This window comes from Sagittula sp. (assembly GCF_052825245.1).
On sequence record NZ_JBRBWD010000032.1, the window covers coordinates 201435 to 226366 of the forward strand.

The window sequence follows — 24932 nt, forward strand, 5'->3', positions numbered from 1 at the left end:
CCGGCGGCGTTCAGGGGCTTTCCGGGGCAGGTTAACAGGAAAAATCGCCGCGCAACGGTTTTGCGGCGGCCGAATCTGCCAAAGGTTAACAACCGGCCGGGAATCGGGGTCCAATCGGCCGGTTCGTCCCTTAATGCCCCGGGGCCATCGGTAAACTTCCGTTAAACCGTTGTGGTGGGTGGCGTCCGCTGCCGCCACATGCTGTGGCTGTCCGCACCGTGCGCCCCGTTACCCCGGCGCGCGCCGCGTTAACCGGCAAGACCCCGGCAGGGCGGGTTAACGCCATGCCGCGCGGAGGCCCTTGAGACCCCGGGGGCGCTCTGCCAATCATGGGCGCAGGCAATTTGCGGAGAACCCCCATGAAACTTCTGAAGCACGGCCCGTCGCCGTTTGTGCGCAAGGTCGTCGTGACCCTGCACGAGACAGGACAGATCGGGGATGTCGAACAGATCGACGTGGTGGCCTCGCCCATGGCGCCGGACCCGGCCCTCACCTCCGCCAACCCGGTGGGCAAGATCCCCGCCCTGATCCGCGAAAACGCCCCCGCGCTCTACGACAGCCGGGTGATCTGCCGCTATCTCGACGCCAAGGCCGGGGCAAACCTTTATCCCGAAAGCAGAATCTGGGACACGCTGACGCTCGAGGCGACCGCCGACGGCATCCTCGAAGCCGCCCTCCTCATCATCTACGAGGAACGTTTCCGCTCGCCCGAGAACGCGTCGATGGAGTGGATCGAGGGCCAGTGGGGCAAGGTCTCCCGCGCCCTCGACGCGCTGGAAACCCGCTGGATGAGCCACCTGAACGGCCCCCTCGACATGGGCCAGATCGCCGTCGGCTGCGCGCTGGGCTACCTCGACTTCCGCCATGACGTCCGCGGCTGGCGCACCGGCCACGACGCGCTGGCCCAGTGGTACGCCCGCTTCTCCGAACGGGAGTCGATGAAGGCCACGCAGCCCACCGCCTGACCGGCGGTACGGATCGGAGGGCGGGGCTGCGCGCCGCCTTGCAGGCCCGTCAGGTCATGTGAAAGCTGTTGGAAAGAAACGGGATTTTCGTAGGGCGGGGCTATGCGCCGCCCGCCCTTCGAAATCCTTCAGAACTTCATCGAGATGCCGACGTTCAGCGCGTTCGTCTTGATGTCGGTCTCGAAGGTGCCGCCCTCGTCGAACTCACCTTCGTTCGACGAATAGGTGAACTGGTATTCCCCGAAGACGGAGAACCGGTCGTTGATCGGATAGCTCGCACCCGCCATCAGCCGCGCCGCCGGGCCGGTCACCTGGAACCCGTAGGTCCGGGAGCCGGAGTCGTGCTTGGCATCGACATGCGGGAAAGCCACACCCAGACCGCCGCCGACATAGGGCGTCGTCTTGCCCCAAAGCTCCGGCCAGCGCTTCATCACGTTGACGGTCGCCACGTTGTGCCCGTCGGTGAACTCCAGCCGCGAAAAGCCGAGCGCATCCATCGTGTCGTCGGGCGCATAGGCCTTGGTGTGGGTGTATTCGACGCCGAAGCCCAGGTTATCGGCCCGCCACCACGTGGCGCGTGCACCGTAATAGGGCGGCATTTCAAAGGGCTTGCCTTCCCAACCGACCAGCTCGTCATACGATCCGCCACCGTTGGGCAGGTCGCCCGAAATGCGGCTGTGCGGGAGGGTCTGCCACCCCAGGTAAAAGGACAACTCGGTTTCGGCCGCTGCCGGGGCAGCCATTGCGCAGGACAACCCCGCGGCGAGAATCAGACGCTTCATGGGGTGTTCTCCCTCTGCTCGGGTCCTCATCTAAACCCCTGAAAGCGGGCTTTCAACCGCGACACATGCGCACGAACGGCAATCTGTGGCTTTTGCACGCTTTACCACCTGAAAGGTGACGGGTAGATACCGCTCTGAAATGTACGGGAGAGTCGACCGACTCGTTCCCTTCATTGGACGTATCTCGGCCGGAGGGCGCTTCCTCGGGCCCGAAACAAGGGAGCGACAATCGTGTCTCACGCAGACGATCATGATGCCACCCGCAGGGACTTCCTCTACTACGCCGCTGCCGGCGCCGGGGCCGTCACAGCGGGCGCCGCGGTCTGGCCGCTGGTCAACCAGATGAACCCCTCCGCCGACGTGCGGGCGCTGTCGACCATCCGCGTCGACGTGTCCGGCGTGGCTCCGGGCTCGCAGCTGACGGTGAAGTGGCTGGGCAAGCCGGTCTTCATCCGCCACCGCACCGAAGCGGAAATCGAGCGGGCCAAGGCGCAGGACGAGGAATTTGCGGCAGGCGTCAGCGTCGTCGATCCGCTGGCCCGGAACGAGAACATCGATCCGAACGCTCCCGCGACGGACATGAACCGCACGATGCCGAGTCCCGAGGGTTCGGACGAGGCCGCCGAGAGCTGGCTGGTGCAGATGGGCGTCTGCACCCACCTGGGCTGCGTGCCGCTTGGCGACTCCGGCGATTTCGGCGGCTGGTTCTGCCCCTGCCACGGGTCGCACTACGACCTGTCGGGCCGGATCCGCAAAGGCCCCGCACCGCAGAACCTGCACATCCCGCCGACCTCCTGGGTCGATGGCACCACCATTCTGCTGGGTTAAGGAGCGCGCACCATGGCTGGAATCCCGCACGATCATTACGAGCCGAAGACCGGCGCCGAGCGTTGGGTGCATTCGCGCCTGCCGATCATCGGCCTGCTCTACGACACCATCATGATCCCGACCCCCAAGAACCTCAACTGGATGTGGATCTGGGGCATCATCCTGACCTTCTGCCTTGTTCTGCAGATCGCCACCGGCGTCATCCTCGTGATGCACTACACGCCGCATGTCGACCTGGCCTTCGCCTCGGTCGAGCACATCATGCGCAACGTGAACGGCGGCCACTTCATCCGCTACCTGCACATGAACGGCGCATCGCTGTTCTTCGTCGCGGTCTACGCGCACATCTTCCGCGGTCTCTACTACGGTTCCTACAAGGCCCCGCGCGAGATCACGTGGATCATCGGCATGCTGATCTACCTCTGCATGATGGGCACCGCCTTCATGGGCTACGTTCTGCCCTGGGGTCAGATGTCCTTCTGGGGTGCGACCGTGATCACCGGCCTGTTCGGCGCCATCCCGTTCATCGGTGAGCCGATCCAGACCTGGCTGCTGGGCGGACCCGCCGTGGACAACGCCACGCTGAACCGCTTCTTCTCGCTGCACTACCTGCTGCCCTTCGTGATCGCCGCCCTCGTGGCCGTGCACATCTGGGCGTTCCACACCACGGGCAACAACAACCCGACCGGTGTCGAGGTGCGTCGCGGGTCGAAGGCCGAAGCGCAGAAGGACACCGTTCCCTTCTGGCCGTACTACGTGATCAAGGACCTGTTCGCCCTCGCGGTGATCCTGGCCGTGTTCTTCGCCATCGTCGGCTTCATGCCGAACTACCTTGGCCACCCGGACAACTACATCGAGGCGAACCCGCTCTCGACGCCTGCGCACATCGTGCCGGAATGGTACTTCTTGCCGTTCTACGCCATCCTGCGCGCGTTCACGTCCGAGGTCTGGGTCGTGCAGATCGCCAGCTTCATCACCGGCGGCATCGTCGATGCGAAGTTCTTCGGCGTGCTGGCGATGTTCGGCGCGATCCTCGCGATGGCACTGGCACCCTGGCTCGACACCTCCTCCGTGCGCTCGGGCAAGTACCGCCCGATGTTCAAGTGGTGGTTCTGGCTGCTGGTCATCGACTTCATGGCGCTGATGTGGCTCGGTGCGATGCCGGCAGAGGAGCCCTACGCCTCCTTCTCGCTGATCGCCTCGGCCTACTGGTTCGCGTACTTCCTCGTGATCCTGCCGCTGCTTGGCGTGATCGAGAAGCCGCTGCCGCGCCCGACGACCATCGAAGAGGATTTCGACGCGCACTACCCGCCGAAATCCGACACTTCCGGCCAAACCGCCAACGCTCCGGCGGAATGACCTCGAAAGGATCGCAAGAGATGTTCAAGAAGCTCACTTTCGCGGCCCTGACGGCCATCGGTCTTGCCTCCGGCGCACATGCCGCCGGGGGAGAGTCCCACGTCGAGGACTTCGCGTTCTCCTTCGAAGGCCCCTTCGGCGCCTACGACCAGATGCAGCTCCAGCGCGGCCTCAAGGTCTACACGGAGATCTGCTCGGCCTGCCACGGCCTGCAGTACGTGCCGATCCGTGACCTGTCGGCGCTCGGCTACAACGAGGACCAGGTCTTCGCCTATGCCGAGAACTTCCAGGTCTGGGACGAGGAACTGGCCGATGGCGACGGCGATTTCCGTCCCGCCCGTCCCGCGGACAACTTCCCGCGTGTCACGTCGGCCGGCGCACCCGACCTGTCGCTGATGGCGAAGGCACGGGCAGGTTTCCACGGTCCCTACGGCCTCGGCATCAACCAGTTCCTGAAGGGCATGGGCGGCGCGGAATACATCGCCTCGCTGCTGACCGGCTACCACGAAGCACCGGAATGTGCGCCCGAGGACTTCTCCGGCAGCTACAACACGGTCTTCACCGCGGGCGGCTACCCGGCAGAGTGCCTCGACGAGGAAGGCAACCACACCGTTCCGGGCAGCTGGATCGGCATGGCGCAGCCGCTCTACGGCGAGGACGTCGACTTTGACGACGGCCACTCCAACTCCCTGCACCACGAGGCGCAGGACGTCGCGGCCTTCCTGATGTGGGCGGCGGAACCGAAGATGATGGCCCGCAAGGAAGCAGGCTTCATCGGCGTGTTCTTCCTGATCATCATGTCCGCGCTGCTCTACCTCGTGAACAAGCGCATCTGGGCACCGATCAAGCGCAAGCCGCACGCCTGATCCTGATCGGACAGTGAAACGGAAAGCCCCGCCTCAACCGGCGGGGCTTTCTGCTTTTGGAGCGGTGCGCCGCCTGTGGCCCTTTGCCTCCGCCCGCGCGACCCGTTACCCATCGGGAAACCACGAAAGGCCCGCCCATGCCCGTCTCTGTCCTCGACCTTATCGGCAACACGCCCCTCGTGGCGCTGACGCGCTGCCATGACGGGCCGGGGCGTATCCTGGCAAAGGCGGAGTTCCTGATGCCCGGCGGCAGCGTCAAGGACCGCGCCGCGCTGGCCATCCTAAGCGCCGCCCGCACCGGCGGACGCCTGCAGCCCGGGATGCCGGTGGTGGAGATGACGTCCGGCAACATGGGTGCAGGTCTGGCCGTCGTCTGCGCCGCCCTCGGCCATCCGTTCATCGCGACCATGTCGGCCGGCAACAGCCCCGCCCGCGCCCGCATGATGGAGGGCCTCGGCGCGCGTGTCGTGCTGGTGCCGCAGGTCGACGGCGTCCCCGGGCAGGTCACGGGCGCCGATGTCGCCGCCGCCGCGGAGGAGGCGCAGCGCCTCGCCACCACCGAAGGCGCCTTCTACGTCGACCAGTTCAACGCGACCGAGGGCATCGCCGCACACGAGATCACCGGCGCCGAGATCCTCGCCCAGGCAGACGGCCCGGTGGATGCCTTCGTCGCGGCGGTGGGCACCGGGTCCACATACCTTGGCATATCGAAGGCGCTGAAAGCCGCGAACCCCGCGACCCTCTGCGCGCCGGTCGAACCGGAAGGGAGCGAACCGCTCGCAGGCAAACCCGTGGTGAAGGCCCGACACATGCTGCAGGGCACCGGCTACGGCCTCGTGCCCCCACACTGGGATGCGGCGCTGATGGACTTCGGACTGACCGTCACCGACGCGGAGGTCACCGACTGGCACCGCCGTCTTGCCGCGCAGGAGGGGCTCTACGTGGGTTACTCCGCCGCCGCCAATGTCTGCGCCGCGGCCAAGCTGCTGGCGTCGGGCCGTCTCGCGCGCGACGCGACCGTGGTGACGGTGCTCTGCGACACGGGTCTCAAATACTGACCGTCTGCCGTCCCGCTGCCTGCAGATCGCGGCGGGCGCGCACCATCACGTCCATCAGCCACAACTTGCCGCCCATGGCGAGGACAAGGCCCACCAGCGTCAGGGCGACGTTCAGCCAGACCAGCCCGACGATCAGCAACACGCTCCCGATGCCGCTGGCCCCGGTCAGAAGGCGCACCATGGTCCGGTGATGCGCCACCTCCGGGGCGTCGCCCTGTGCCAGCCAGTCCCGCTCACCCAACACCGCCTGCGTCATCCAGGCGTCGGTTGTTCGGGGCACCGGGAACAGCCGTGGGTTCAGCCAGACCCACAGCAGCACGGCGGCGACGGGCAGCAGCGCCCAAGGTCCGATCCACACGCGACTCCAGATCGCCAGCGCCAGCAGCGGCAGGATCGTGACGCGCGACCACGCGCTCCACGGGTTGGCATGGCGCGCCCATGTGGCCTCGTCCATGCCCATCACCCGCTCGGAAAGCCGGAATGACGCCCGTCTGTCCATGCTCTCTTACCCCCGCACCTTTGTTGGCCCGAGGATAACCGGACCGGCGGACAGACGGGAACCCCTCACTCCCCGAGATAGTCCCGGAACGCGGGCGGTGGCGCGGCAAAGAAGGCCTCTGTCGACACCGGTGCATGCACCCTGCCGTCCGCCACCAGCACGACCTCCTCGGCAAAGGCGCGTGCATCGCCCGGGTCGTGCGTGACCATGATCGTCAGCGCGCCAAGGCTTGCGCCGACCTCGCCCACCAGCGCCAGCATCTCGCGCTTGAGGCCAGGGCCGAGCGCGGCGAAGGGTTCGTCCAGCAGAAGGATCGGCCGGGCCATCAGCAGTACGCGCGCAAGGGCCGCCCGCGATTGCTGCCCGCCCGACAGCGTGCCGGGCTTGCGCGCCGCCATACCCTCCAGCCCCACACGCCGCAGCGCCTCCTCGATGCGCGCGGTGTCCTCCGGGCCGGGGCGCCTTCCGTCCGGGCGCAGCACCAGCCCGAGGTTCCGCTCCACGTCGAGATGCGGGAAGAGGTTGCCGTCCTGGAAGAGGATCGACACCGGGCGCTTCTCGGGCGGCACCGTCGTCAGGTCGCGCCCGTCCCAAAGTATGCAGCCGCTCCGTGCGGTCCTGAACCCGGCCAAGAGGTCGAGCAGCGTGGACTTGCCCGCCCCGGACGGCCCCAGCACCGCGACACGCCGCCCCGGCGATAATGACAGATCGGCCGACAGCGTGGTGCCATCCATGTCGGCGTGCAGTGCCTCAAGCGTCAGCAAGGCGCCCTCCCCGGTCGAGCATGACAAACGCGCCAAGGCTGAGCCCCAGCAACAACAGGGCCGCGCCCGCCGCAGCCTCCATCTGGTAGGACCCCATCAGCCGGTAGACCTGCAGCGGCAGCGTCGCCCGGTCCGGGTCCGCGAAAAGCGCGATGACCCCCAGGTCGCCCATCGCCAAGGCCGCCACCAGCCCCGACGCGAACCCCAGCGGACGGCGCAGGCGGGGCAGCCAGACCAGCCACCACCACGCCAAGCCCGTCATGCCCAGCGAGGCGCGCAGCCGGCCAAAGCCGGATTCCACCGCCTCTGCCTGCGGGACGATGATCCGCAGCGCGAAGGGCAGCCCCATCAGCGCATTGACCAATGCCGTCACCGGCAATGCCATGCTGAACGGATTGACGAAGGGCCGCAGCATCAGGAAAAGCCCGGTGCCCAGCACCAGCGGCGACACGGCGATGGCCGCCAGCGCCAGAAGCTCTCCGCGCCGGTTGGCGAGCGCCATGGCCCAGGCCATGCACAGCACAGTGGAGGCCAGCGCCACGGCGATCGAATGTCCCGCCGCGCGGAAGGTGTCCGGCCCCAGCAACAGCAAGCCGGGCGCCCCCCGTGTCAGGACAGTGCCCAGCGGCACCAGCAGGAACAGCGCCGCCGCCACGATCCAGGCGTAGTCCACGCCCCGGACCCAGCCCCTGCCGTCGCTGCGCGGCACGATGCGGTCTCGGCCCACGCCGAACCCTTCGCCCCGCGCGATCTTCAGCGCCGCCAGCCCGGCGACCAGACCGAGCGCAAGCTGCACCAGGGCCAGGACCGACGCCCGCCCGAGGTCGAAATCGAATCGCATCGCCTGGTAGATCGCCAGCTCGACGGTCGTCGCACGCGGCCCGCCGCCAAGCGTCAGCGCCACGGCAAAGGACGTCAGGCAGATCACGAAGATCACCACGAAGGCGCCGGGCGCCACGCGCAGCACGACCGGCGCGTCGATCACCCGCCACATCGCTCCGCGCGACAGGCCGAGCGAGGCCGCAAGGCGCAGCCGCTCGCCCGGCACCGCCTGCCAGCCGTTCAGCAGCATCCGGACGGCAAGGGGCAGGTTGAAGAACACATGCGCCAGCACCACGCCATGGAACCCGTAAACATCGACCAGCGGCAGGCCGAGTGCGCCCAGCATGCCGTTCACCAGTCCGTTCCGGCCGAAGACCGCGATCAGGCCCATCACCGCCACGATCACCGGCAGGATGAACGGCGCCCCCATAAGCGCGACCAGCGCCGCGCGTCCGGGAAAGCGTTGCCGCATCAGCGCCCGCGCGACCGGCATGGCCAGTGCCACGCTGACCGCCGCCGAGATCGCCGCCTGCACAAGCGTGAAGCGCAGCGCGGCGAGGTCGCCGGGCGCAAGCGCACCAAGCCCCCCGGCCCGCAGCAGCACAACCGCGACCGGCCCAAGCGTCAGCGATGCAAGGGCCGCGCCCGCGATCAGCGGGAGAGCGCGCGCCGCCATTCCTCGATAGCCTCGTCCCTGAGCGCCGCGGCCTCGTCCTCGGAATAGAAGATCACCTCTTCCGGCAGGTCGAGCTGCTGGAACCCTTCCGGCCATTCGTCCTTCGGCAGAGCGGCCGGGATCGACCAGTTGCCGGTCGCGATCATCGACTGGAAATCGTGGCTGAGGATGAAATCCATGAACTGTTGCGCCAGTTCCGGCTGGTCGCTGCCCGCGACCTTCGCCGCCAGTTCGACCATGAAGTAATGACCCTCGGGGAAGATCGCCGCCTTCTTTGTCTCGTCGCCCTCGGCGATGATGTGATAGGCGGGCGAAGTCGTGTAGCTGAGCACCATGTCGGCCTCGCCATCGGTGAACAGCCCGTAGCTTTCCGACCAGCCCTTCGTCACGGTGACGATGTTCGGCGCCAGCGCCTCCCAGAAGGTGCCTGCCTCCTCGCCGTAGACCGACTTGATCCACAGCACCAGCGCAAGGCCGGAGATCGAGGTGCGCGGGTCCTGGATGACGATGCGCACGTCTTCGGGCAGCGTCTCCATCGCTTCGAGCGAGGCCGGCGGCTCCATCTTCGTGGCGTCGTAGACAAACGCCGTGTGCCCGTAGTTGAACGGCAAGAAGACCTCGTCGGTCCAGTCCAGCGGCAGGGTCAGCGGCGACAGGTCGACCCCGTGCGGCGAGAAGAGGCCGCTTTCCCGCGCCTTCTGCGTGACATCGGTGTTCAGGCCGATCACCACGTCGGCTTCGGTCCGGTCGCCTTCAAGCATGATGCGGGGCAGCAGCTCGCCCGGCTTGAACTGCAGGTCGCAGCCGCACTGGGCCTCGAACAGTTCCTCGATCTTCGGGCCCGGGCCCCACTCCGAGACGAAGTAGTCCGGGGCATAAACAGTCAGAACCTCCTGCGCAGCGGCAGCCGTGACGGCGCCGGTGGCAAGAAACAATCCCGCTGCAAAAGTGAAGGTCTTCATCATCTTCCTCCAAGTTTCGCTCACGAGAGGGCAAGATTCGGAGTCAGACCGATACCTTCCCTCCGCCGGTGCTAACCGGTTCAGGTTCAACGGGTTGATGCGGCTACGCAAATCTCAGGCGGATCGTGCTCCGCCACCCCGAGGTAGGGCGGACCCTAGGGCTGTGCGCTCCGGCTGGCAAGGCGAAACCCCTTGAGCGCCCGCGCGCCCTGCCCTAGGACACCGCCCAAAGGAGACCGCCCATGAGCCTCAACACCTTCGGCCATATCTTCCGCGTCACGACATGGGGCGAAAGCCACGGCCCCGCGCTGGGGGCAACCGTCGACGGCGTGCCGCCGGGGGTGGAGATCGACGAGGCGATGCTTCAGCGCTGGCTGGACAAGCGCAAGCCCGGGCAGAACAAGTACACCACGCAGCGGCGCGAACCGGACGCCGTGCGCATCCTGTCGGGCACGTTCGAGGGGCGCACCACCGGCACCCCGGTCCAGCTGATGATCGAGAACACCGACCAGCGGTCGAAGGACTACGGCGACATTGCCCAGAAGTTCCGGCCCGGTCACGCCGACATTACCTATTTCCAGAAGTACGGCATTCGCGACTATCGCGGCGGCGGCCGGTCCTCCGCGCGGGAGACGGCCGCGCGCGTGGCGGCGGGCGGTCTGGCACGGGCGGCGCTGAACGCCTTGGCCCCGGATGTGGAGATCCGCGGCTACATGGTGCAGATGGGCCCGCGGAAGGCGGACCCCGCCCGCTACGACGATGCGCAGATCGAGCAGAACCCGTTCTGGTGTCCGGACGCCGAGACGGCGGAAGACTGGGCGGGCTACCTCGACGACCTGCGCAAATCCGGCGACAGCGTCGGTGCAGTGATCGAGGTCGTGGCACGCGGTGTGCCCGCCGGTCTCGGGGCGCCGGTCTACGGCAAGCTCGACACCGATCTGGCCGCCGCGATGATGTCGATCAACGCGGTGAAGGGCGTCGAGATCGGCGAGGGCATGGCAGCGGCGGCGCTGACCGGATCCCAGAACGCCGACGAGATCTTCATGTCCAACACCGGGCCGCGCTACAGTTCGAACCACGCGGGCGGCATCCTTGGCGGCATCTCGACCGGACAGGAGATCGTCGTGCGCTTCGCGGTGAAGCCGACTTCGTCGATCCTGACGCCGCGCAAGACCATCACGCTGACCGGCGAGGAGACGGAGATCGTCACGAAGGGCCGTCACGACCCTTGCGTCGGCATCCGCGCGGTCCCGGTGGGCGAGGCCATGATGGCCTGCGTCATCCTCGACCACCTGCTGCTGCATCGCGGCCAGATCGGCGACGCGGGCGGACGTATCGGCGGCTGAACCGCCGGATCAGAACTCGTCCCAGCTGACCGGGCCGGAGGCGGCAGAGACCACTTTTTTCGGTGCGGGGGACCGCGCCGCGGCGGGCGCGTTGACCGCCACCTTTTCTTCTTGGACTTCGACCGGGCGGGGATCGACGTTCTCCCCCTCCCAGCTGCCATGCAGCAGGCGTTCTTTCTGTTCGGCAGAGGTCCCGTCGTCGGCCCTGTCACGGCCACGAGATGCGCCGCCCTTTGCGCCTGACGTGCCCGCACCGGCGTCCGCTGTGTCATCGGAGCTTACGGCCTCAGACTTGATGGCAGGGCGACGGGCCCCGGTGCCAACCCGGGTCTCCAAAGGGGTCTCAAGCGTGAAATCCATTCCGAAGAGTTCCGGCACACCCGGCGGGACGGAGGTGGATGCGGATACTTCCGTCCCGCCAGTGAATTGCGCCAGAAGGTCGGACAGGCGCGTCGCCTCGACCGTCAGTTGTTGGCTCGATGCGCTGGTCTGGTTGACCATGGCGGCGTTGTGCTGGGTCACCTTGTCCAGTTCGGCGATGCCAACGTTGATCTCCTGAACGCCGCCCGCCTGTTCGCGCGCCATCCGTGCGATCGACGACACGAGGCCGGAGACCTCCGACACGCTGTCCACGATGTGCGACAGGGTCTGGCTGGTTTCCTGCACGAGCCGCTCGCCGTCCTCGACCTGGTCGACGCTGTTCATGACGAGCTCCTTGATCTCGCCCGCGGAGGCGGACGCGCGCTGCGCCAGCCCCCGCACTTCGGAGGCGACCACGGAAAACCCCTTGCCCGATTCGCCCGCGCGCGCCGCCTCGACCCCGGCATTGAGCGCCAGCAGGTTGGTCTGGAAGGCGATGTCGTCGATCACCGTGATGATCTGGCTGATCTGTTCTGAGCTTTTCGCGATGGAGCTCATGGCTTGCAGGGCGCGGGCCATGACCTCGCCGCCTTCCTCTGCGCGCCGCCTGCCCTCGACGACCTTTTCGTCGGCGTCCCTGGCCTTGTCCGCCGCCGATTGAACGCCGCTCGACAAGGCGTCTAGGGCCGCGGCGGATTCCTCAAGCGTCGCGGCCTGCACCTCTGCACGGCGCGACATCTCCTCCGACATACCGGACAGCTCGGTTGCGTTGCTCCGCACGGTCTGGGTGCTGTCGCGCAGCGAGGCGACCAACGTTTCGAGCGCCTGCGTCAGGTCGTTGAAATCGCGGCACAGCTTGACGTAACTCTCGCCGAGATCCTCCCAGTCCTCCGCTTCGATCCGCTGCCCCAGCTTGCCGCCGCGCAGCTGGCTCATGGAGACACCGAGCGCCTGGAAGAGGTCGATCCTGCGACCGTTTTCGGCCCGCGTACGCTCTTCGGCGCGTTCGGCATCGACCAGCTTTCGGCGCAAGTCCTCGAGCGCGCGGGCGATGGCGCCAACCTCGTCCCCGCGGTCCCGATCCTCGATCGGGCTGTCGTAATCGTTCTGGACCAGGCGGCCGATCCGCTCCCGCGCACGTTCGATCGGCTGGGAAAGCTGGCGCCCGAAGAAATACGCGAGGAGTATGCCCGCGGCGGCGGCAAAGCTGTTCGCCAGCAGGATGCGAAGTTCGGCAGACTCGAGCGTCGTTTCCGCCTCTGCACGGGCCGAGGCCGCCGCGTCGTTGATCGAGTCCATGAGGTCACCGACATGCTGCTCGGCGGTGTCGAGTTTCGGCAGGATGTCCCGGCGGATCGTGTCGAGTCGACCGAAGAGCGCCTCGCTCTGCGCCTCTTCGAAATACTGCGGGATCTGCTCCAACGCGATCCGGACGCCTTCCAGTTGCGAGCGGGCGAAGGTGTGCCTCTCCGACGGCTTGGTGAACAGCGCCTCCGCCGCGGCGAGGTTTGTCAGAGACGCGGCATAACCCTCCGCAAACGTTTCCCAATTGCCGTCCGGTGCCACTCCGAACAGCAGAAGGTTGGACACGGATTCGTCGATTTCCTCCATCAGGGCATTCAGCGCCGCGCTCTCCTCGGATGTGTTGTTGCCGCTCTGGATCACGGCGCCCAGCTGGCGTTGGGTGACCCAGCCAAATCCGGACACCACCAGCAGCGACCCGACGAGAACCGCGGCCAGGAGGAAGATCTGCAGTCGAATGGAGAGCCGGCTCATGCTGTACCTCGCGTCGATGGCTGGCACGCGGGGACAGAAAACTCCGCCCCACGGCCCTGGCGCGACCCTAGATGCGATGGGTAAACAAAACCTGCCGCCGCCTTCGGCAAACTGCCGTGGTTTTCGCAGGTTTTTTAGCTGTCGCGCGGCACGGGGGCAGAGGCGGCGGGCAGTTTCGCAAGCTGCACCAGAAGGATACCGCCGGCGATCACCGCCACGCCGACCAGGTCGAGCAGGCGCAGTTTCTCACCCAGCAGCGCGGCCGCGATGGCCACGCCGAGGAACGGGTTGAGGAAGTGGAAGGTCGACGCCCGGACCGTCCCGATGCGGTTGACCAGCAGCACCCAGACGAAGGTGGCCGCAAGACCGGGCACCAGCGTCGTATAGGCGAAGGCCGCGATCAGCCGCGGCGACCACGTGATCGCTGGTGTCTCGAGCGCGAGAGCAGGCACCCAGAGCACCGCGCTGCCGATCAGCATCTGCAGGCCCACGACCATCATGAAGTTCCCGCCCGAGGTCGCCCCCCGCAGCGACAGGGTGGCTACGGTCAAGGCCAGCACCCCCAGAACACAGAGCGTCACACCGAAGAGGTCGAGCCCCCCGCCGAAGCGTGCGCCCATGATGATCACCACGCCCAGCACACCGGCCACCAGCCCCAGCGCGGCCTGACCCACCAGCTTTTCACCCAGGAAGAGCCACCCGGCAAGCGCCACCAGGAGCGGCATGGTCGACGCGATGATCGCGGCCAGCGATGCCTCGATGGTCTGCATGGCGACGAAGTTGAGCCCGAGATAGAGCGCGTTCTGACAGATGCCGAAAACGATGGTCGCACGCCATTGCGCCGCCGTCAGCCGCCAGCTTTGCCGCATGATCAACGCGATCACGACAGCGATGAGGCCCGAGATCAGGAACCGCAGCGCCAGTGCCGTAAGCGGCGGAGCGGCGGCGACGATGATCCGGGCGGAGGTGAAGGCAGAGGACCACATCGCCGCGAAGGCCAGTCCCATGAGTATTGCGCGCATGTCCATGGCGCCAAGGCTTAGGCCCTGCGCCGACCGAGGGAAAGGCCCGCCGCACAGGTCCCGCGCCGGGGCGGCGCACAGCCCCGCCCTACAGGGTGTCCCGACGGTCCGTAGGGCGGGGCTATGCGCCACCCCGCGCGACGGCTCAGAACGGAAGGTGGCCGGTCTTCACATAGAGCAGGCAACCGTCCTGCGATCCCCGGCTTGTGCCCGCGCCGTCCGGACTGCGCAGCCAGGTCCCCGCGGGACAACGGCCGGTGTCGTCCTCCAGGACGCCCTCGACCACGAAGATCTCCTCGGATGGACCCTTGTTCGCCATGTCCAGCCGTGCGCCCGGCGCAAACCGCACCATGCGGACCCGTTCGCCCGGTACATCGTGCAGGAGAAGCTCGCTCACACCCGGCGCCCTGCCCGGCTGGAACTGCGCCGTCCGGGTGTCGATGACCTTCTGTTCAGTATCATTTTCGTCGAACTGGCAGAGCTTCACGAGGATCGTCGCACCTTCGGGGCCGATGCGCGGCGTGTGGCGCGTGCCGATGGGATTGCGCACGTAGGTGCCCACCGGGTAGTCGCCGAACTCATCGGAGAAGACGCCCTCCAGCACGAGGTATTCCTCGCCGCCGCCGTGCGTGTGGGGATCGAAGGCGCTGTTCGGGGCGAAGCGCACGATGGTGGTGGCGCGGGCCACCTCGTCGCCGATCCGGTCCAGCATCATCCGGTCCACGCCGCTCGCCGGGGACGACCGCCATTGGTAATCCTCCGGACGCACCACCTCGCGCCGCGTAAAATCCGCTCTCAACCGCATGGGCAGTCCTCCCTTTCCGGTCAGGATAACCGGACCCGGCCGCAAAAAAAGCCCCGTCTGCAGGGCAGACGGGGCAAGTCAGTGCCTGTGGCAGCCCACAGTGCACCGGCGGTGTTCTTGAATTAGGGGAAACCCTCTGGGGGTGTTCTTACATCTCCGAGCGGATCTGCTGGCGCAGAACGTCGATCGGCACCGTCTTGCCGTCGCGGCGGAAATGCCAATAGGTCCAGCCGTTGCAGGAGGGCGCGCCCTCGAGCTTGGCCCCCACCTGGTGGATGGAGCCTGTCACGCCGTCGCCCACCAGCGTACCGTCCGCGCGCACCTTGGCCATCTGGCCACGGCCGTTGATCAACATCTCGCCGGGCCGCAGCATGCCGCGCTCGACCAACTGGCCGAAGGGCACGCGGGGCTCTGCCCGCTTGGAGGTGCTGACCTCCAGCGCGCCCTTGTCGAAGGCCCGCACGTCACCCATCCGCTTCAGCGCGACCTCGCGGTAGGCGGATTCGCGTTCGATGCCGATCCAGTCACGGCCCAGCATCTTGGCGACGGCGCCGGTCGTGCCGGTGCCGAAGAACGGGTCCAGCACAACGTCACCCGGGTTGGTCGAGCCGACGATCACACGGTGCAGCAGCGACTGCGGCTTCTGCGTCGGATGCGCCTTGTCGCCGTTGGCGTCCTTCAGGCGTTCACCACCGTTGCAGATCGGCAGAACCCAGTCAGAGCGCATCTGGATTCCCTCGTTCAGGGACTTCAGCGCCTCGTAGTTGAAGGTGTACCTCGCGCCTTCGGACTTCGACGCCCAGATCATCGTCTCGTGAGCGTTGGTGAAGCGCTTGCCGCGGAAGTTGGGCATCGGGTTGGCCTTGCGCCAGACCACGTCGTTCAGGATCCAGAAGCCTGCGTCCTGCAACGCGGCGCCGACACGGAAGATGTTGTGATAGGAACCGATCACCCAGATCGCGCCATCCGGCTTGAGCAGCCGGCGCGCCGCACGCAGCCAGTCCTTGGTAAAGGCGTCATACGCGGCGAAGTTGCTGAACTGGTCCCAATGGTCGTCCACCGCATCCACGCGGGAGTTGTCGGGACGGTGCAGCTCTCCCTTGAGCTGCAGGTTGTAAGGCGGATCCGCAAAGATCAGGTCGACGGACGCCTCCGGAAGACTGTCCATCACCTCGATACAGTCTCCAGCCAATATCTGATTGATCGGGAGCGCGGCGGCGCTCTTCGCACGTGTCATCGTTGTCATTCTCTGCCTCTGTCCCCGGCGTGTTTTCACGCTCAGTCGTTGGCTTCGAATCTGAGTCCAAACCGATTCGCGGTCAATTTATTTATTGAATCAGTGGGTTGCAGTTTTGACTTGTCACAAGATATCGCGCACCGGCTTGAAGGAACGTCTATGGAAAGGCGTAACCCCAAGATTTCGGAGGGCAGATTTGTGACACTTGGTCGGATATCCGGCGTTCGTTTCCCAACCATAACCCGGGTACTGTGTCGCGGCCCTCTTCATGACATCATCCCGCCAGATTTTGGCCACAATTGAAGCCGCCGCGATGCTCGGGCTGCGGCCGTCTCCGCCGACGATGCAAGTCGCGTCACATGGAATGCCGCCGGGCGCGCGGTTGCCATCGACCAGAAGATGGTCCGGAGCCTTGGGCAGACCTTCGACGGCCCGCCGCATCGCAAGGAGACTGGCCTGCAGGATGTTCATCTCGTCGATCTCCTCGACGGACGCCTGGCCGATGGACACCTCGGCGCTTTGCCACAGGAGTGGCGCGAGGAACTCCCGCCGTTTTATCGACAGTTTCTTGGAGTCGTTCAGCCCGTCCGGGATCGACGCCCGGTTCAGAACCACCGCCGCTGCCACGACCGGCCCGGCGAGTGGCCCGCGCCCGACCTCGTCGACGCCTGCCACCCGGTCCATGCCCTGCGCCCAAAGCGCTTCTTCGAATCTCATCTCCATACTGGGGTTCAAAGCGCATGATGAGCCTTGCGGCAAGCGCCTCGATCCGCGTCGGCCGGTACGAAAAAGGCGCACCGTCGCGTAAGGAAAGGCAAACGGGGCTTCACCCATGGCCCCCGATTTCCTATCAAGCGGGACCCAGGCGGATGGAACCCAGACGATGACCCTACTCTTTGTATACGGCACCTTGACCACGACCGCGGACCATCCGATGGGCGCGCTCTTGCGGCGGCACGCGTCCTCTGTCGGCGAGGGCACGATCCGCGCGCGGCTCTACCTGATCGACGACCCGGACGATCCCGGCCAGAACGCCTATCCCGGCGCCCTGCCCTCTCCGGATCCGGACGACCGGGTGCATGGCGAATTGCACCACATCCACAACCCGGACGCGGTCTTCGGCCCGCTGGACGATTTCGAGGGCTGCTCTCCTGACTGGCCCGAGCCGCATGAATACGTGCGCCGCACCATCGAGGTCATCCTGCACGATGGCACGCGCCACGGCGCCGAGTGCTACCTCTACACCTGGGACGTCAGCACGGCCCGCCCGATCCCCGAGGGCCGCTTTTCGGACGTGGCGCCGGACGTGCGCTGACCCTCAGACCACGGCTGAGATCAGCGAGAGCACGGCAACCTCTGCGTTCACGCCGCGTGCAGTCATCCAGATGTCCAGCCGGGCCTGTTCCTCCGTGGACAGCTGCAGGAGGATGGGACGGCTGTTGCCGGGGGTGATATCGACCTCCCAGCCCGCCTCTCCGTCCAGCGCGCGGCGCAGGGCCTGTCGCGCGAGATAAGCGAGGGGGAGGAACTGCGCGGAGGTGGACACCAGACGCTTCCGGAGTTCGTCCGGAAGACGCAGCTCCATCGCTTTCCTGCTATCCCGACGACTCATGAACGCGTCCCATTCAATGCTGCAGCAGGATAGCCAGAGGGCGCCGGTTTCGCGAGGGGAATTCCCCTCAGGTTTGTCAGTCACGCAAATCCGAAACGCCGGGCAAAGCAGGGGAGCGCCCCGAACCATCTTCGGTAGGGCACTGGTGCAAGGGCCACGCGCCTTCCCCAATGGGCCCGGGAAAAAGAAAAGGGCCGGTGAAACACCGGCCCTTCCCTGAATTCATCTGCGGCGGGCAGATTACATCATGCCGCCCATGCCGCCCATGTCGGGCATGCCTGCGCCGGCGCCTGCGCCTTCTTTCTGCGGCTTGTCGGCCACCATCGCTTCGGTGGTGATCAGCAGGCCTGCGATCGAAGATGCGTCTTCCAGCGCGGTGCGGACGACTTTCGCCGGGTCGATGACGCCGAACTTGAACATGTCGCCGTACTCGTCGGTCTGCGCGTTGTAGCCGAACTTCAGGTCGGTCGATTCACGGACCTTGCCAGCCACCACGGAGCCGTCGACACCCGCGTTCTGCGCGATCTGACGCAGCGGCGCTTCCAGTGCGATGCGCACGATGGAGATGCCGCGGTTCTGGTCGGCGTTCTGACCTTCCAGACCGTCCAGCGCCTTCGCACCCTGCACCAGCGCCACGCCGCCACCGACGACAACGCCTTCCTGCACGGCTGCGCGGGTCGCGTTCAGAGCGTCGTCCACGCGGTCCTTGCGCTCTTTCACTTCGACTTCGGTCATGCCGCCGACGCGGATGACAGCCACACCGCCTGCCAGCTTGGCAACGCGTTCCTGCAGCTTTTCACGGTCGTAGTCGGAGGTGGTCTCTTCGATCTGCGTACGGATCTGGGAAACGCGTGCCTCGATCTCGGACTTCTGGCCAGCGCCGTCGACGATGGTGGTCTCGTCCTTGGTGATGGAGACCTTCTTGGCGTTGCCAAGCATGTCCATGGTCACCGACTCGAGCTTCATGCCGAGGTCTTCGGAGATCACCTGGCCGCCGGTCAGGATCGCGATGTCCTGCAGCATGGCCTTGCGACGGTCACCGAAGCCCGGTGCCTTCACGGCTGCGATCTTCAGGCCGCCACGCAGCTTGTTGACCACGAGGGTCGCCAGCGCTTCGCCTTCCACGTCTTCCGCGATGATCAGAAGCGGCTTCTGCGACTGGATCACCTGCTCGAGCAGCGGAACCATCGGCTGGAGCGACGAGAGCTTCTTCTCGTGCAGCAGGATCATGCAGTCTTCGAGTTCTGCGATCATCTTGTCTGCGTTGGTCACGAAGTAGGGGCTCAGGTAGCCGCGGTCGAACTGCATGCCTTCGACGACATCGGTCTCGGTCTCGAGGCCCTTGTTCTCTTCGACGGTGATGACACCCTCGTTGCCGACCTTCTGCATCGCGTCGGCGATCTGACGGCCGATCTCGGCCTCGCCGTTCGCGGAGATGGTGCCGACCTGTGCGACCTCGTCGGAATTCTCGACGGTGCGGGCCGCGTTCTTGATGTGCTCGACGACCTTGGCAGTTGCCATGTCGATGCCGCGCTTCAGGTCCATCGGGTTCATGCCGGCTGCAACGGCCTTCATGCCTTCCTTGACGATGGCCTGGGCCAGCACGGTCGCGGTGGTGGTGCCGTCACCGGCTTCGTCGTTGGTGCGGGAAGCAACTTCCTTCACCATCTGCGCGCCCATGTTCTCGAACTTGTCTTCCAGTTCGATTTCCTTGGCCACGGACACACCGTCCTTGGTGATGCGCGGCGCGCCGAAGGATTTGTCCAGAACCACGTTCCGGCCTTTCGGGCCAAGCGTCACCTTCACGGCGTCGGCGAGGATGTTCACACCCTTCAGCATCTTGCTGCGGGCGTCGGTGTTGAATTTCACGTCTTTTGCGGACATTCGAAAGTCTCCTGTTTCAGAAGTTGTCGTTGGAAATCAGAACCGGCGTTCAGGCTGCCTTGGCAGCCGCGTCATCGGTGATGATGCCCAGGATGTCGCTTTCCTTCATGATCAGCAGCTCTTCGCCGCCGACATTGACTTCGGTGCCCGACCACTTGCCGAAGAGGACCTTGTCACCCTCTTTGACGGCCATATCGATCAGCTCGCCGCTGTCCTTGCGTGCACCTTCGCCACACGCGACAACCACGCCCTCTGCCGGCTTTTCCTTGGCGCTATCGGGGATGATCAGGCCACCAGCAGTCTTTTCGTCCGATTCTACGCGACGAACCAGCACGCGGTCATGAAGCGGTTTGAATGCCATCTTCGAGTCTCCTAGCTCAAAGTTACAACCTTGGCCCCTCGTCTTCGAGCGGGCCGTTAGCACTCAAGTGGAGAGAGTGCTAACGGCGCTGAAGTAAGGAACCTGCCGAGTCGTGTCAACATGAGGTGAAGAGATTTTTTGTGCGATTTCCGGGCGGGCCTGCCTGTGTCATCGCATTCACGGGACATATTCAGAACCGCCCGCGGAACCAAGCCCGTGCGGCGGAAGACCGCGCAGATCACGGGCGTCGGGCGTCCACCCGGATCGGGAAGATCGCGTCATAGGCCCAGTTGTAGGCGACCGTGAAGCCGAAGTAGAAAGCGGTCAGACCGATGTCCATCAGCAGCGCCTCGCCAAGGGAAACCCCGAGATAGAGCGCCATGAACGGGACAAGCAGGCCCGTCAGCCCGACCTCGAAGGCCACCGCATGAAGGATCCGCATGGGCACGGTCTTGCGCAACGGGCGCCCTGTCCGCACCAGCATGTGGTCGAACCAGAGGTTGAAGAGATACGTCCAGCCCATCGCAATGAGGCTGCTGATCACGGCAACCACCCCGAAATGCCCGACCGGCACGGCGAAGACCGCGCCGCCCAGCGGGGCGACGATCATCAGGGCCGTGATCTCGAACAGGACCGCGTGGCGGATGCGGTCGCGGGTCGTCCTCATGGGTCTGGGTTTCCGGCGGGCCTTCGGGGTGCAGCAGACCTACAGGACCGAGCGGCGGAGACAAGGCCGGATCGCCCGCCTGAACATCACCCGCGCGTCACGTTCACGGTCTGCTCGATCAGTTCTGCCGGAGCCTGCGACCCGAGGAACGCGATGTCGTAAGCGTCCCGTCCCACGGCGACGACGGCCAGGGCATCGGCCGTGCACATACCCGTCGGATCGACAAGGTGCCACGCCCCGTCCAGCCACACCTGCCCCACCGCGTGGAAGTCCTGCGGGGTGACGTCAGGGCCATAGACGGCCACGCAGCGCGCCGGGATCTCCGCGGCACGGACCATGGTGCAGAACAGGTGCGCATAGTCGCGGCACACCCCCTGCCGCCCGGCGAAGGTTTCCAGCACGTTGGTGTCCGCGTCAGAACTGCCGGGCACGTAATCCAGTTCATCCTCGATCCAGTCGCGGATCGCCGCGACCTTCGCACCGCCGTCCAGATGGCCGAACCGCTTGCCGACGAACGCGGTGAATTTGTCCGACTGGCAATAGCGGGAGGGCCGCAGGTAGGGCGCGGGCTCTGCCGGGATCTCGGGCAGCGGGGCGGCCTTGAGGGTCTCGAGCGCGGGCGCGGGACGCGTGATCTCCAGCGTCGCCTTGTAGTCGAGCTTCAGGTCCTCGCCGGGAATACGGGCCCAGATCCGCTCGCCGATGTCTGCATCGCCCGCGATCCGGGTCAGCTCCGCGTCTCCGGTGGAGAGGCTCTCCGACAGGATGGTCTGCCCGTCTGTCCGTGCCGCCTCCAGCGCGAGAAAGGCGATGTTCGGATTGGCGAACCGGTAGTGCATCGTCACGTGTATCGACATGAGCATGAGAAAGGCCTTTTTGTCTGGAGATCCTGATGACAACACCGCCGGATCAGGATCGTTGCACATGCGTCCGATAACAACCCAACGGCTCGCGTAGGGGCCGGAACCCGGTGCGCAGAGCGACCGAACCGATCCAAGTCACCCTACCGAGGTGCAACCAAGGCGCCATGTTAAGCCATTGATTTTGTTTACTCGTGAAGTATCCAGAGTCCGGACGCACAATCCCGCGCCATTTTCATCGCTGGCGTGACGCGAGAGGTCGAAGTTCTTTGCCCGCGCCGCTATCACGGACCTATCCTCGGGTAAAACCATTCGCAGGGACCATTTGATGAAGCTCGGAATAGTCGGCGCAGGCATGGTCGGATCGGCAGCGGCCTTCGCCTGCGTCATGCGGGGCGCCGCCTCTGAAATCGTTCTCGTGGACCTCAACAAGGCACGCGCGCAGGCGGAGGCAGAGGACATCGCCCACGCGGTGCCCTTTTCGGGTTCGGCACGGGTTGCAGCGGGCGACTACGACGACCTGACCGGCGCCGACGTGGTGATCCTTGCCTGCGGCGTGTCGCAGAAGCCCGGGGAAAGCCGTCTGGAACTCCTGTCCCGCAACGCGGAGGTGTTCCGCTCCGTGGTGGCGGAGGTGACCCGTGCCGCCCCCGACGCGATCCTTCTGATCGCCTCCAACCCCGTCGACATCATGACCCATGTCACGCAGGCGCTGAGCGGCCTGCCGGCGGGCCGGGTGATCGGGTCGGGCACGATCCTCGACACGGCCCGGTTCCGCTGGCTGCTGGGCCGGCACCTGAACATCGCCCCCCGCTCCGTCCATGCCTATGTGCTGGGCGAACACGGCGATACGGAGGTGCTTGCCTGGACCGCCGCCCGGGCCGGGTCCGTCTCGATCGAGAGTTTCGCGGCGCAGATCCGTGCGCCGCTGACCGCCGAGGTGCGGGAGCGCATCGACAAGGGCGTCCGCAACGCAGCCTACACGATCATCGAGGGCAAGGGCGCGACGTGGTACGGCATCGGCGCCGGGCTGGCCCGTCTGGTCTCTGCCATCGGATCGGACGAACAGGCGGTGCTGACCGTCTCCACCCTGTCGGATGTGGCGGGTGTGCGCCGCGTCGCCTGCTCCCTCCCTCGTGTGGTGGGGCGTGAAGGCGTGACTGCCGAACTGATGCCGGACATCTCGCGGCAGGAGAACGCCGCGCTCGAAGCCTCCGCCATGCTGCTCAAGGATACCTTCGATCAGTTGTCGCTCTGACCGGAGTGCCGGTGACGCAGGCGCAGGACGAGGGCAACGCCGAACCCCAGCGCCACAGCCAGCGCCGCCACCAGCCCGGCCCAGTCGCTGACCAGACGGGCGACGGTGTCGACCTGCGCGCCGAAGGCATAGCCCAGCAGGACATAACCGCTGACCCAGATGGTCTCTCCCGCCGTGTCCCAGATCGCAAAGCGCCAGCGGGGCAGCCCCATGGCGCCCGACACCACGTTGACCCACGGCCCGAGCGGCGCCACCAGCCAGGTGGAAAAGAACACCCCCAGCCCGCCACGGTCGCGGACCAGCGCCTCGCCGCGCGCGATCAGTGCCGCGCGCCCTGTCCGGCTGCCCAGCCAGCTCAGGAACGGCGCCCCGCCCCAGCGGCCCAGTTGGTAGCCGGTGTTGTCGCCCGCCAGCGCGGCAAGCCATCCAGCCAGCCAGACCTGCCACAAAGACAGGTCTTCGGAGGCCGCAAAGGCCCCCGCCGCCAGCATGACCAGCGCAGTCGGCACCGGGACGGCAAGGCAGGACACGAAAGCCGACATGGCCACCACCCACACCCCGTAGGTTGAGACGAGTTCGAAGACCGTCTCAGTCATTCGGCGCACCCGCGCGATAGGCGGCAATCGCGGCTTCTAGCTGGGCAATGAGGTCCTCGACCGGCACGCCACGCGCTTCGGACAGGTCGGACAGGCGCCGCGGCCCGGAACTGTCCGGCGAGAGGTCCAGCGTCTCCATCACCACCTCCTTCGGCACATCCCAAGACATGGCGACAAAGCGCGGCGTCATCCAGGGCGCGATGGGCTGATCCTGATGCCCGGGATCGGACCAGTAGGCCATCCCCATGGCGAGACGCGCGGCGAAGATGAGCGCGACCAGCAGCGCCAGGGCCAGCCCTGCCGTCAGGTACGGCGCTTCCCGCCAAAGTCGTCTCATGTGACCGCTCCTTATCGCTGCCGACGCGTCCAGTCTGGACAGCCGACCGGGGCATGGCAATGCGTGCAGGTGACACGGTTGCCGTCTCCGGCCCCGTCGCGGCGCCGGGACCTGTGGGCGAATAATGGCAAAATGCGCGGCAGAGACAGCGTCCTTGCAGATATGCAAGGCAGATGCCCGCCGCCTGCCATTTCCATTCTGCGACGCGGCGTCTAGGGTCTGGCGGTCAACCATTCGAGTCTGCCATGCCCTCTCCTCAGGCCACGCCGCTTCTGTCGGTCAAGCCCAACCCGAACCGCGGCCCCGAAAGCCAGAACATGCGTGGCATCCTCCTGATGGCGCTGGGGTTCTTCGCCTTCGCCGCCTGCGACGTGCAGGCAAAGTTCCTGACGGATTCCCTGCCGGCCGCGCAGATCGTGTTCTTCCGCCAGATCGGCCTGTTCATGGGCGTGATCGTGATGTTGGCCGTGAAGGGCACACATCTGCTGCGGTCGCAACTGCCCGCGATCCAGATCCTGCGCGGCATTTGCGCAGCGTCTTCGGCGTTGTGCTTCGTGCTGGCGGTGACCTACGTGCCGCTGGCCGACGCTGTCGCCGTGACCTTCATCGCGCCCTTCCTCGTGACGCTGATGGGGGCGCTGTTCCTGCGCGAACCCGTCGGCGCACGCCGCTGGGCCGCCGTGGCGGTGGGCTTTGTCGGGATGCTGATCGTGATCCGGCCCGGACTGGGCGTGTTCCACCCCGCCATCGGGTTCATCGTGCTCGCCGCCTGTTTCTTTGCCACACGGCAGGTCCTGTCGCGGACGCTGTCGGGCGCCGACAACGTGATGACGACCGTGGCCTTCACCTCGATCACGTCGACGGTCCTTGTGGCGCTCGCCCTGCCGTTCGTCTGGAAGACGCCCGACACGCTGCAGCTCTGGCTCGTGATCTTCGGCCTCGCGGCGACGGCGGGCGTGGGCGAGGTGCTGGTGATCCGCGCGCTCGACATCGCACAGGCGGTGGCGCTGGCCCCGATCCATTACTCGCTGATCATCTGGAGCACCTTCTACGGCTTTATTGTCTTTGCCGATCTGCCGGACCTCTGGACGCTGGTGGGCTGCGCGATCATCGTGGCGTCCGGCCTCTATACCCTGCACCGCGAGCGTATCGCCGCGCGGGAGGGCCGGGCCGCCGCCGCGCGGGCACGGGCGGACGAAGCCGCCGCCACGCCGCAGAACGGTTTGTAGG

General features: G+C 66.2%; 26 protein-coding genes and 1 riboswitch. Of the genes, 9 read left to right on the forward strand and 17 right to left on the reverse strand.

All coding sequences use genetic code 11. From position 1 onward, the window contains the following. Positions 1–359 precede the first annotated feature (359 nt). Positions 360–965 carry a glutathione S-transferase gene (locus ACU0DV_RS11965; RefSeq protein ID WP_100928984.1) on the forward strand — a complete coding sequence of 202 codons (606 nt, stop codon included), beginning with the start codon at positions 360–362 and terminating at the stop codon, positions 963–965. 128 nt (positions 966–1093) lie between these two features. Here ACU0DV_RS11965 and ACU0DV_RS11970 read toward each other — a convergent pair whose 3' ends face one another. Beyond that, a complete protein-coding gene (locus ACU0DV_RS11970; RefSeq protein WP_100928983.1) occupies positions 1094–1747 on the reverse strand; it encodes an outer membrane protein in 654 nt (217 codons plus the stop codon). Between the two features lie 231 nt (positions 1748–1978). Here ACU0DV_RS11970 and petA point away from each other — a divergent pair, with 231 nt between their 5' ends. The 4 genes from petA (at position 1979) to ACU0DV_RS11990 (ending at position 5858) form a co-directional block, all read left to right on the forward strand. Beyond that, complete coding sequence (gene petA / locus ACU0DV_RS11975; RefSeq protein ID WP_100928982.1) at positions 1979–2575, forward strand: ubiquinol-cytochrome c reductase iron-sulfur subunit; 597 nt, start codon at positions 1979–1981, stop codon at positions 2573–2575. 12 nt (positions 2576–2587) lie between these two features. Continuing rightward, a complete protein-coding gene (gene petB / locus ACU0DV_RS11980) occupies positions 2588–3934 on the forward strand; it encodes a cytochrome b (RefSeq protein ID WP_100928981.1) in 1347 nt (448 codons plus the stop codon). Between the two features lie 20 nt (positions 3935–3954). Further along, positions 3955–4800: a cytochrome c1 gene (locus ACU0DV_RS11985; protein ID WP_100928980.1), complete on the forward strand. Its 846-nt coding sequence runs from the start codon at positions 3955–3957 to the stop codon at positions 4798–4800. Between the two features lie 137 nt (positions 4801–4937). Continuing rightward, positions 4938–5858 carry a PLP-dependent cysteine synthase family protein gene (locus ACU0DV_RS11990; protein WP_446242624.1) on the forward strand — a complete coding sequence of 307 codons (921 nt, stop codon included), beginning with the start codon at positions 4938–4940 and terminating at the stop codon, positions 5856–5858. On the opposite strand, the gene ACU0DV_RS11995 is transcribed toward ACU0DV_RS11990, so the two are convergent. The 4 genes from ACU0DV_RS11995 to ACU0DV_RS12010 form a co-directional block, all read right to left on the reverse strand. After that, positions 5848–6357, reverse strand: coding sequence for a DUF6653 family protein (locus ACU0DV_RS11995; protein WP_446242623.1), 510 nt, complete (start codon positions 6355–6357; stop codon positions 5848–5850). The two genes, ACU0DV_RS11990 and ACU0DV_RS11995, sit on opposite strands and share 11 nt — an antisense overlap. A 65-nt stretch (positions 6358–6422) precedes the next feature. Continuing rightward, complete coding sequence (locus ACU0DV_RS12000; RefSeq protein ID WP_446242622.1) at positions 6423–7121, reverse strand: thiamine ABC transporter ATP-binding protein; 699 nt, start codon at positions 7119–7121, stop codon at positions 6423–6425. Beyond that, on the reverse strand, positions 7108–8619 hold the full coding sequence (locus ACU0DV_RS12005) for a thiamine/thiamine pyrophosphate ABC transporter permease ThiP (protein WP_446242621.1): 1512 nt from the start codon (positions 8617–8619) through the stop codon (positions 7108–7110). The genes ACU0DV_RS12000 and ACU0DV_RS12005 overlap by 14 nt, the downstream gene beginning before the upstream one ends. Further along, on the reverse strand, positions 8595–9581 hold the full coding sequence (locus tag ACU0DV_RS12010; protein WP_370313462.1) for a thiamine ABC transporter substrate-binding protein: 987 nt from the start codon (positions 9579–9581) through the stop codon (positions 8595–8597). The genes ACU0DV_RS12005 and ACU0DV_RS12010 overlap by 25 nt, the downstream gene beginning before the upstream one ends. Before the next feature lie 40 nt (positions 9582–9621). Next, positions 9622–9732, reverse strand: a riboswitch (TPP riboswitch). 91 nt (positions 9733–9823) lie between these two features. Here ACU0DV_RS12010 and aroC point away from each other — a divergent pair. Beyond that, complete coding sequence (aroC, locus tag ACU0DV_RS12015; protein ID WP_100928975.1) at positions 9824–10927, forward strand: chorismate synthase; 1104 nt, start codon at positions 9824–9826, stop codon at positions 10925–10927. A 9-nt stretch (positions 10928–10936) separates the two neighbouring features. Here aroC and ACU0DV_RS12020 read toward each other — a convergent pair whose 3' ends face one another. The 5 genes from ACU0DV_RS12020 to ACU0DV_RS12040 all read right to left on the reverse strand — a co-directional run bounded on the left by ACU0DV_RS12020 (position 10937) and on the right by ACU0DV_RS12040 (position 16850). Beyond that, positions 10937–13063: a methyl-accepting chemotaxis protein gene (locus ACU0DV_RS12020; RefSeq protein WP_446242620.1), complete on the reverse strand. Its 2127-nt coding sequence runs from the start codon at positions 13061–13063 to the stop codon at positions 10937–10939. 134 nt (positions 13064–13197) lie between these two features. Then, positions 13198–14091 (reverse strand): DMT family transporter, encoded by an 894-nt coding sequence (locus ACU0DV_RS12025; protein WP_446242619.1) that lies wholly within the window; start codon positions 14089–14091, stop codon positions 13198–13200. A 139-nt stretch (positions 14092–14230) separates the two neighbouring features. After that, on the reverse strand, positions 14231–14890 hold the full coding sequence (locus ACU0DV_RS12030) for a cupin domain-containing protein (protein ID WP_446242618.1): 660 nt from the start codon (positions 14888–14890) through the stop codon (positions 14231–14233). A 148-nt stretch (positions 14891–15038) separates the two neighbouring features. Next, positions 15039–16136 carry a site-specific DNA-methyltransferase gene (locus ACU0DV_RS12035; RefSeq protein WP_370316213.1) on the reverse strand — a complete coding sequence of 366 codons (1098 nt, stop codon included), beginning with the start codon at positions 16134–16136 and terminating at the stop codon, positions 15039–15041. Positions 16137–16250: 114 nt separating this feature from the next. Beyond that, positions 16251–16850 carry a ribonuclease HII gene (locus tag ACU0DV_RS12040; protein WP_283981386.1) on the reverse strand — a complete coding sequence of 200 codons (600 nt, stop codon included), beginning with the start codon at positions 16848–16850 and terminating at the stop codon, positions 16251–16253. Between the two features lie 160 nt (positions 16851–17010). On the opposite strand from ACU0DV_RS12040, the gene ACU0DV_RS12045 reads away from it, so the two are divergent. Continuing rightward, positions 17011–17442 carry a gamma-glutamylcyclotransferase family protein gene (locus ACU0DV_RS12045; RefSeq protein WP_446242617.1) on the forward strand — a complete coding sequence of 144 codons (432 nt, stop codon included), beginning with the start codon at positions 17011–17013 and terminating at the stop codon, positions 17440–17442. Positions 17443–17445: 3 nt separating this feature from the next. Here the strand turns inward: ACU0DV_RS12045 and ACU0DV_RS12050 are convergent, their stop codons facing one another. From ACU0DV_RS12050 to ACU0DV_RS12070, 5 genes are all read right to left on the reverse strand, one after another. Beyond that, positions 17446–17712 carry a hypothetical protein gene (locus tag ACU0DV_RS12050; RefSeq protein WP_446242616.1) on the reverse strand — a complete coding sequence of 89 codons (267 nt, stop codon included), beginning with the start codon at positions 17710–17712 and terminating at the stop codon, positions 17446–17448. A gap of 267 nt (positions 17713–17979) precedes the next feature. Further along, the gene (groL, locus tag ACU0DV_RS12055; RefSeq protein ID WP_100928968.1) at positions 17980–19623 is read right to left on the reverse strand and encodes a chaperonin GroEL; all 1644 of its coding nucleotides are present in this window, start codon (positions 19621–19623) and stop codon (positions 17980–17982) included. A 49-nt stretch (positions 19624–19672) separates the two neighbouring features. Beyond that, positions 19673–19984 (reverse strand): co-chaperone GroES, encoded by a 312-nt coding sequence (locus ACU0DV_RS12060; protein ID WP_005854733.1) that lies wholly within the window; start codon positions 19982–19984, stop codon positions 19673–19675. Between the two features lie 238 nt (positions 19985–20222). Beyond that, a complete protein-coding gene (locus ACU0DV_RS12065) occupies positions 20223–20651 on the reverse strand; it encodes a PACE efflux transporter (protein ID WP_446242615.1) in 429 nt (142 codons plus the stop codon). Between the two features lie 86 nt (positions 20652–20737). After that, a complete protein-coding gene (locus ACU0DV_RS12070; protein WP_446242614.1) occupies positions 20738–21514 on the reverse strand; it encodes a transglutaminase-like domain-containing protein in 777 nt (258 codons plus the stop codon). A 325-nt stretch (positions 21515–21839) separates the two neighbouring features. On the opposite strand from ACU0DV_RS12070, the gene ACU0DV_RS12075 reads away from it, so the two are divergent. Continuing rightward, complete coding sequence (locus tag ACU0DV_RS12075) at positions 21840–22769, forward strand: L-lactate dehydrogenase (RefSeq protein ID WP_446242613.1); 930 nt, start codon at positions 21840–21842, stop codon at positions 22767–22769. Here ACU0DV_RS12075 and ACU0DV_RS12080 read toward each other — a convergent pair. Continuing rightward, positions 22754–23365 carry a DedA family protein gene (locus ACU0DV_RS12080; protein WP_370312943.1) on the reverse strand — a complete coding sequence of 204 codons (612 nt, stop codon included), beginning with the start codon at positions 23363–23365 and terminating at the stop codon, positions 22754–22756. The genes ACU0DV_RS12075 and ACU0DV_RS12080 overlap by 16 nt on opposite strands. Further along, a complete protein-coding gene (locus ACU0DV_RS12085; RefSeq protein ID WP_446242612.1) occupies positions 23358–23702 on the reverse strand; it encodes a hypothetical protein in 345 nt (114 codons plus the stop codon). Before ACU0DV_RS12085 ends, ACU0DV_RS12080 begins: the two co-directional genes overlap by 8 nt. A 245-nt stretch (positions 23703–23947) precedes the next feature. Between ACU0DV_RS12085 and ACU0DV_RS12090 the strand changes: the two genes are divergently transcribed. Further along, complete coding sequence (locus tag ACU0DV_RS12090; RefSeq protein ID WP_283981395.1) at positions 23948–24931, forward strand: DMT family transporter; 984 nt, start codon at positions 23948–23950, stop codon at positions 24929–24931. Position 24932 lies beyond the last annotated feature (1 nt).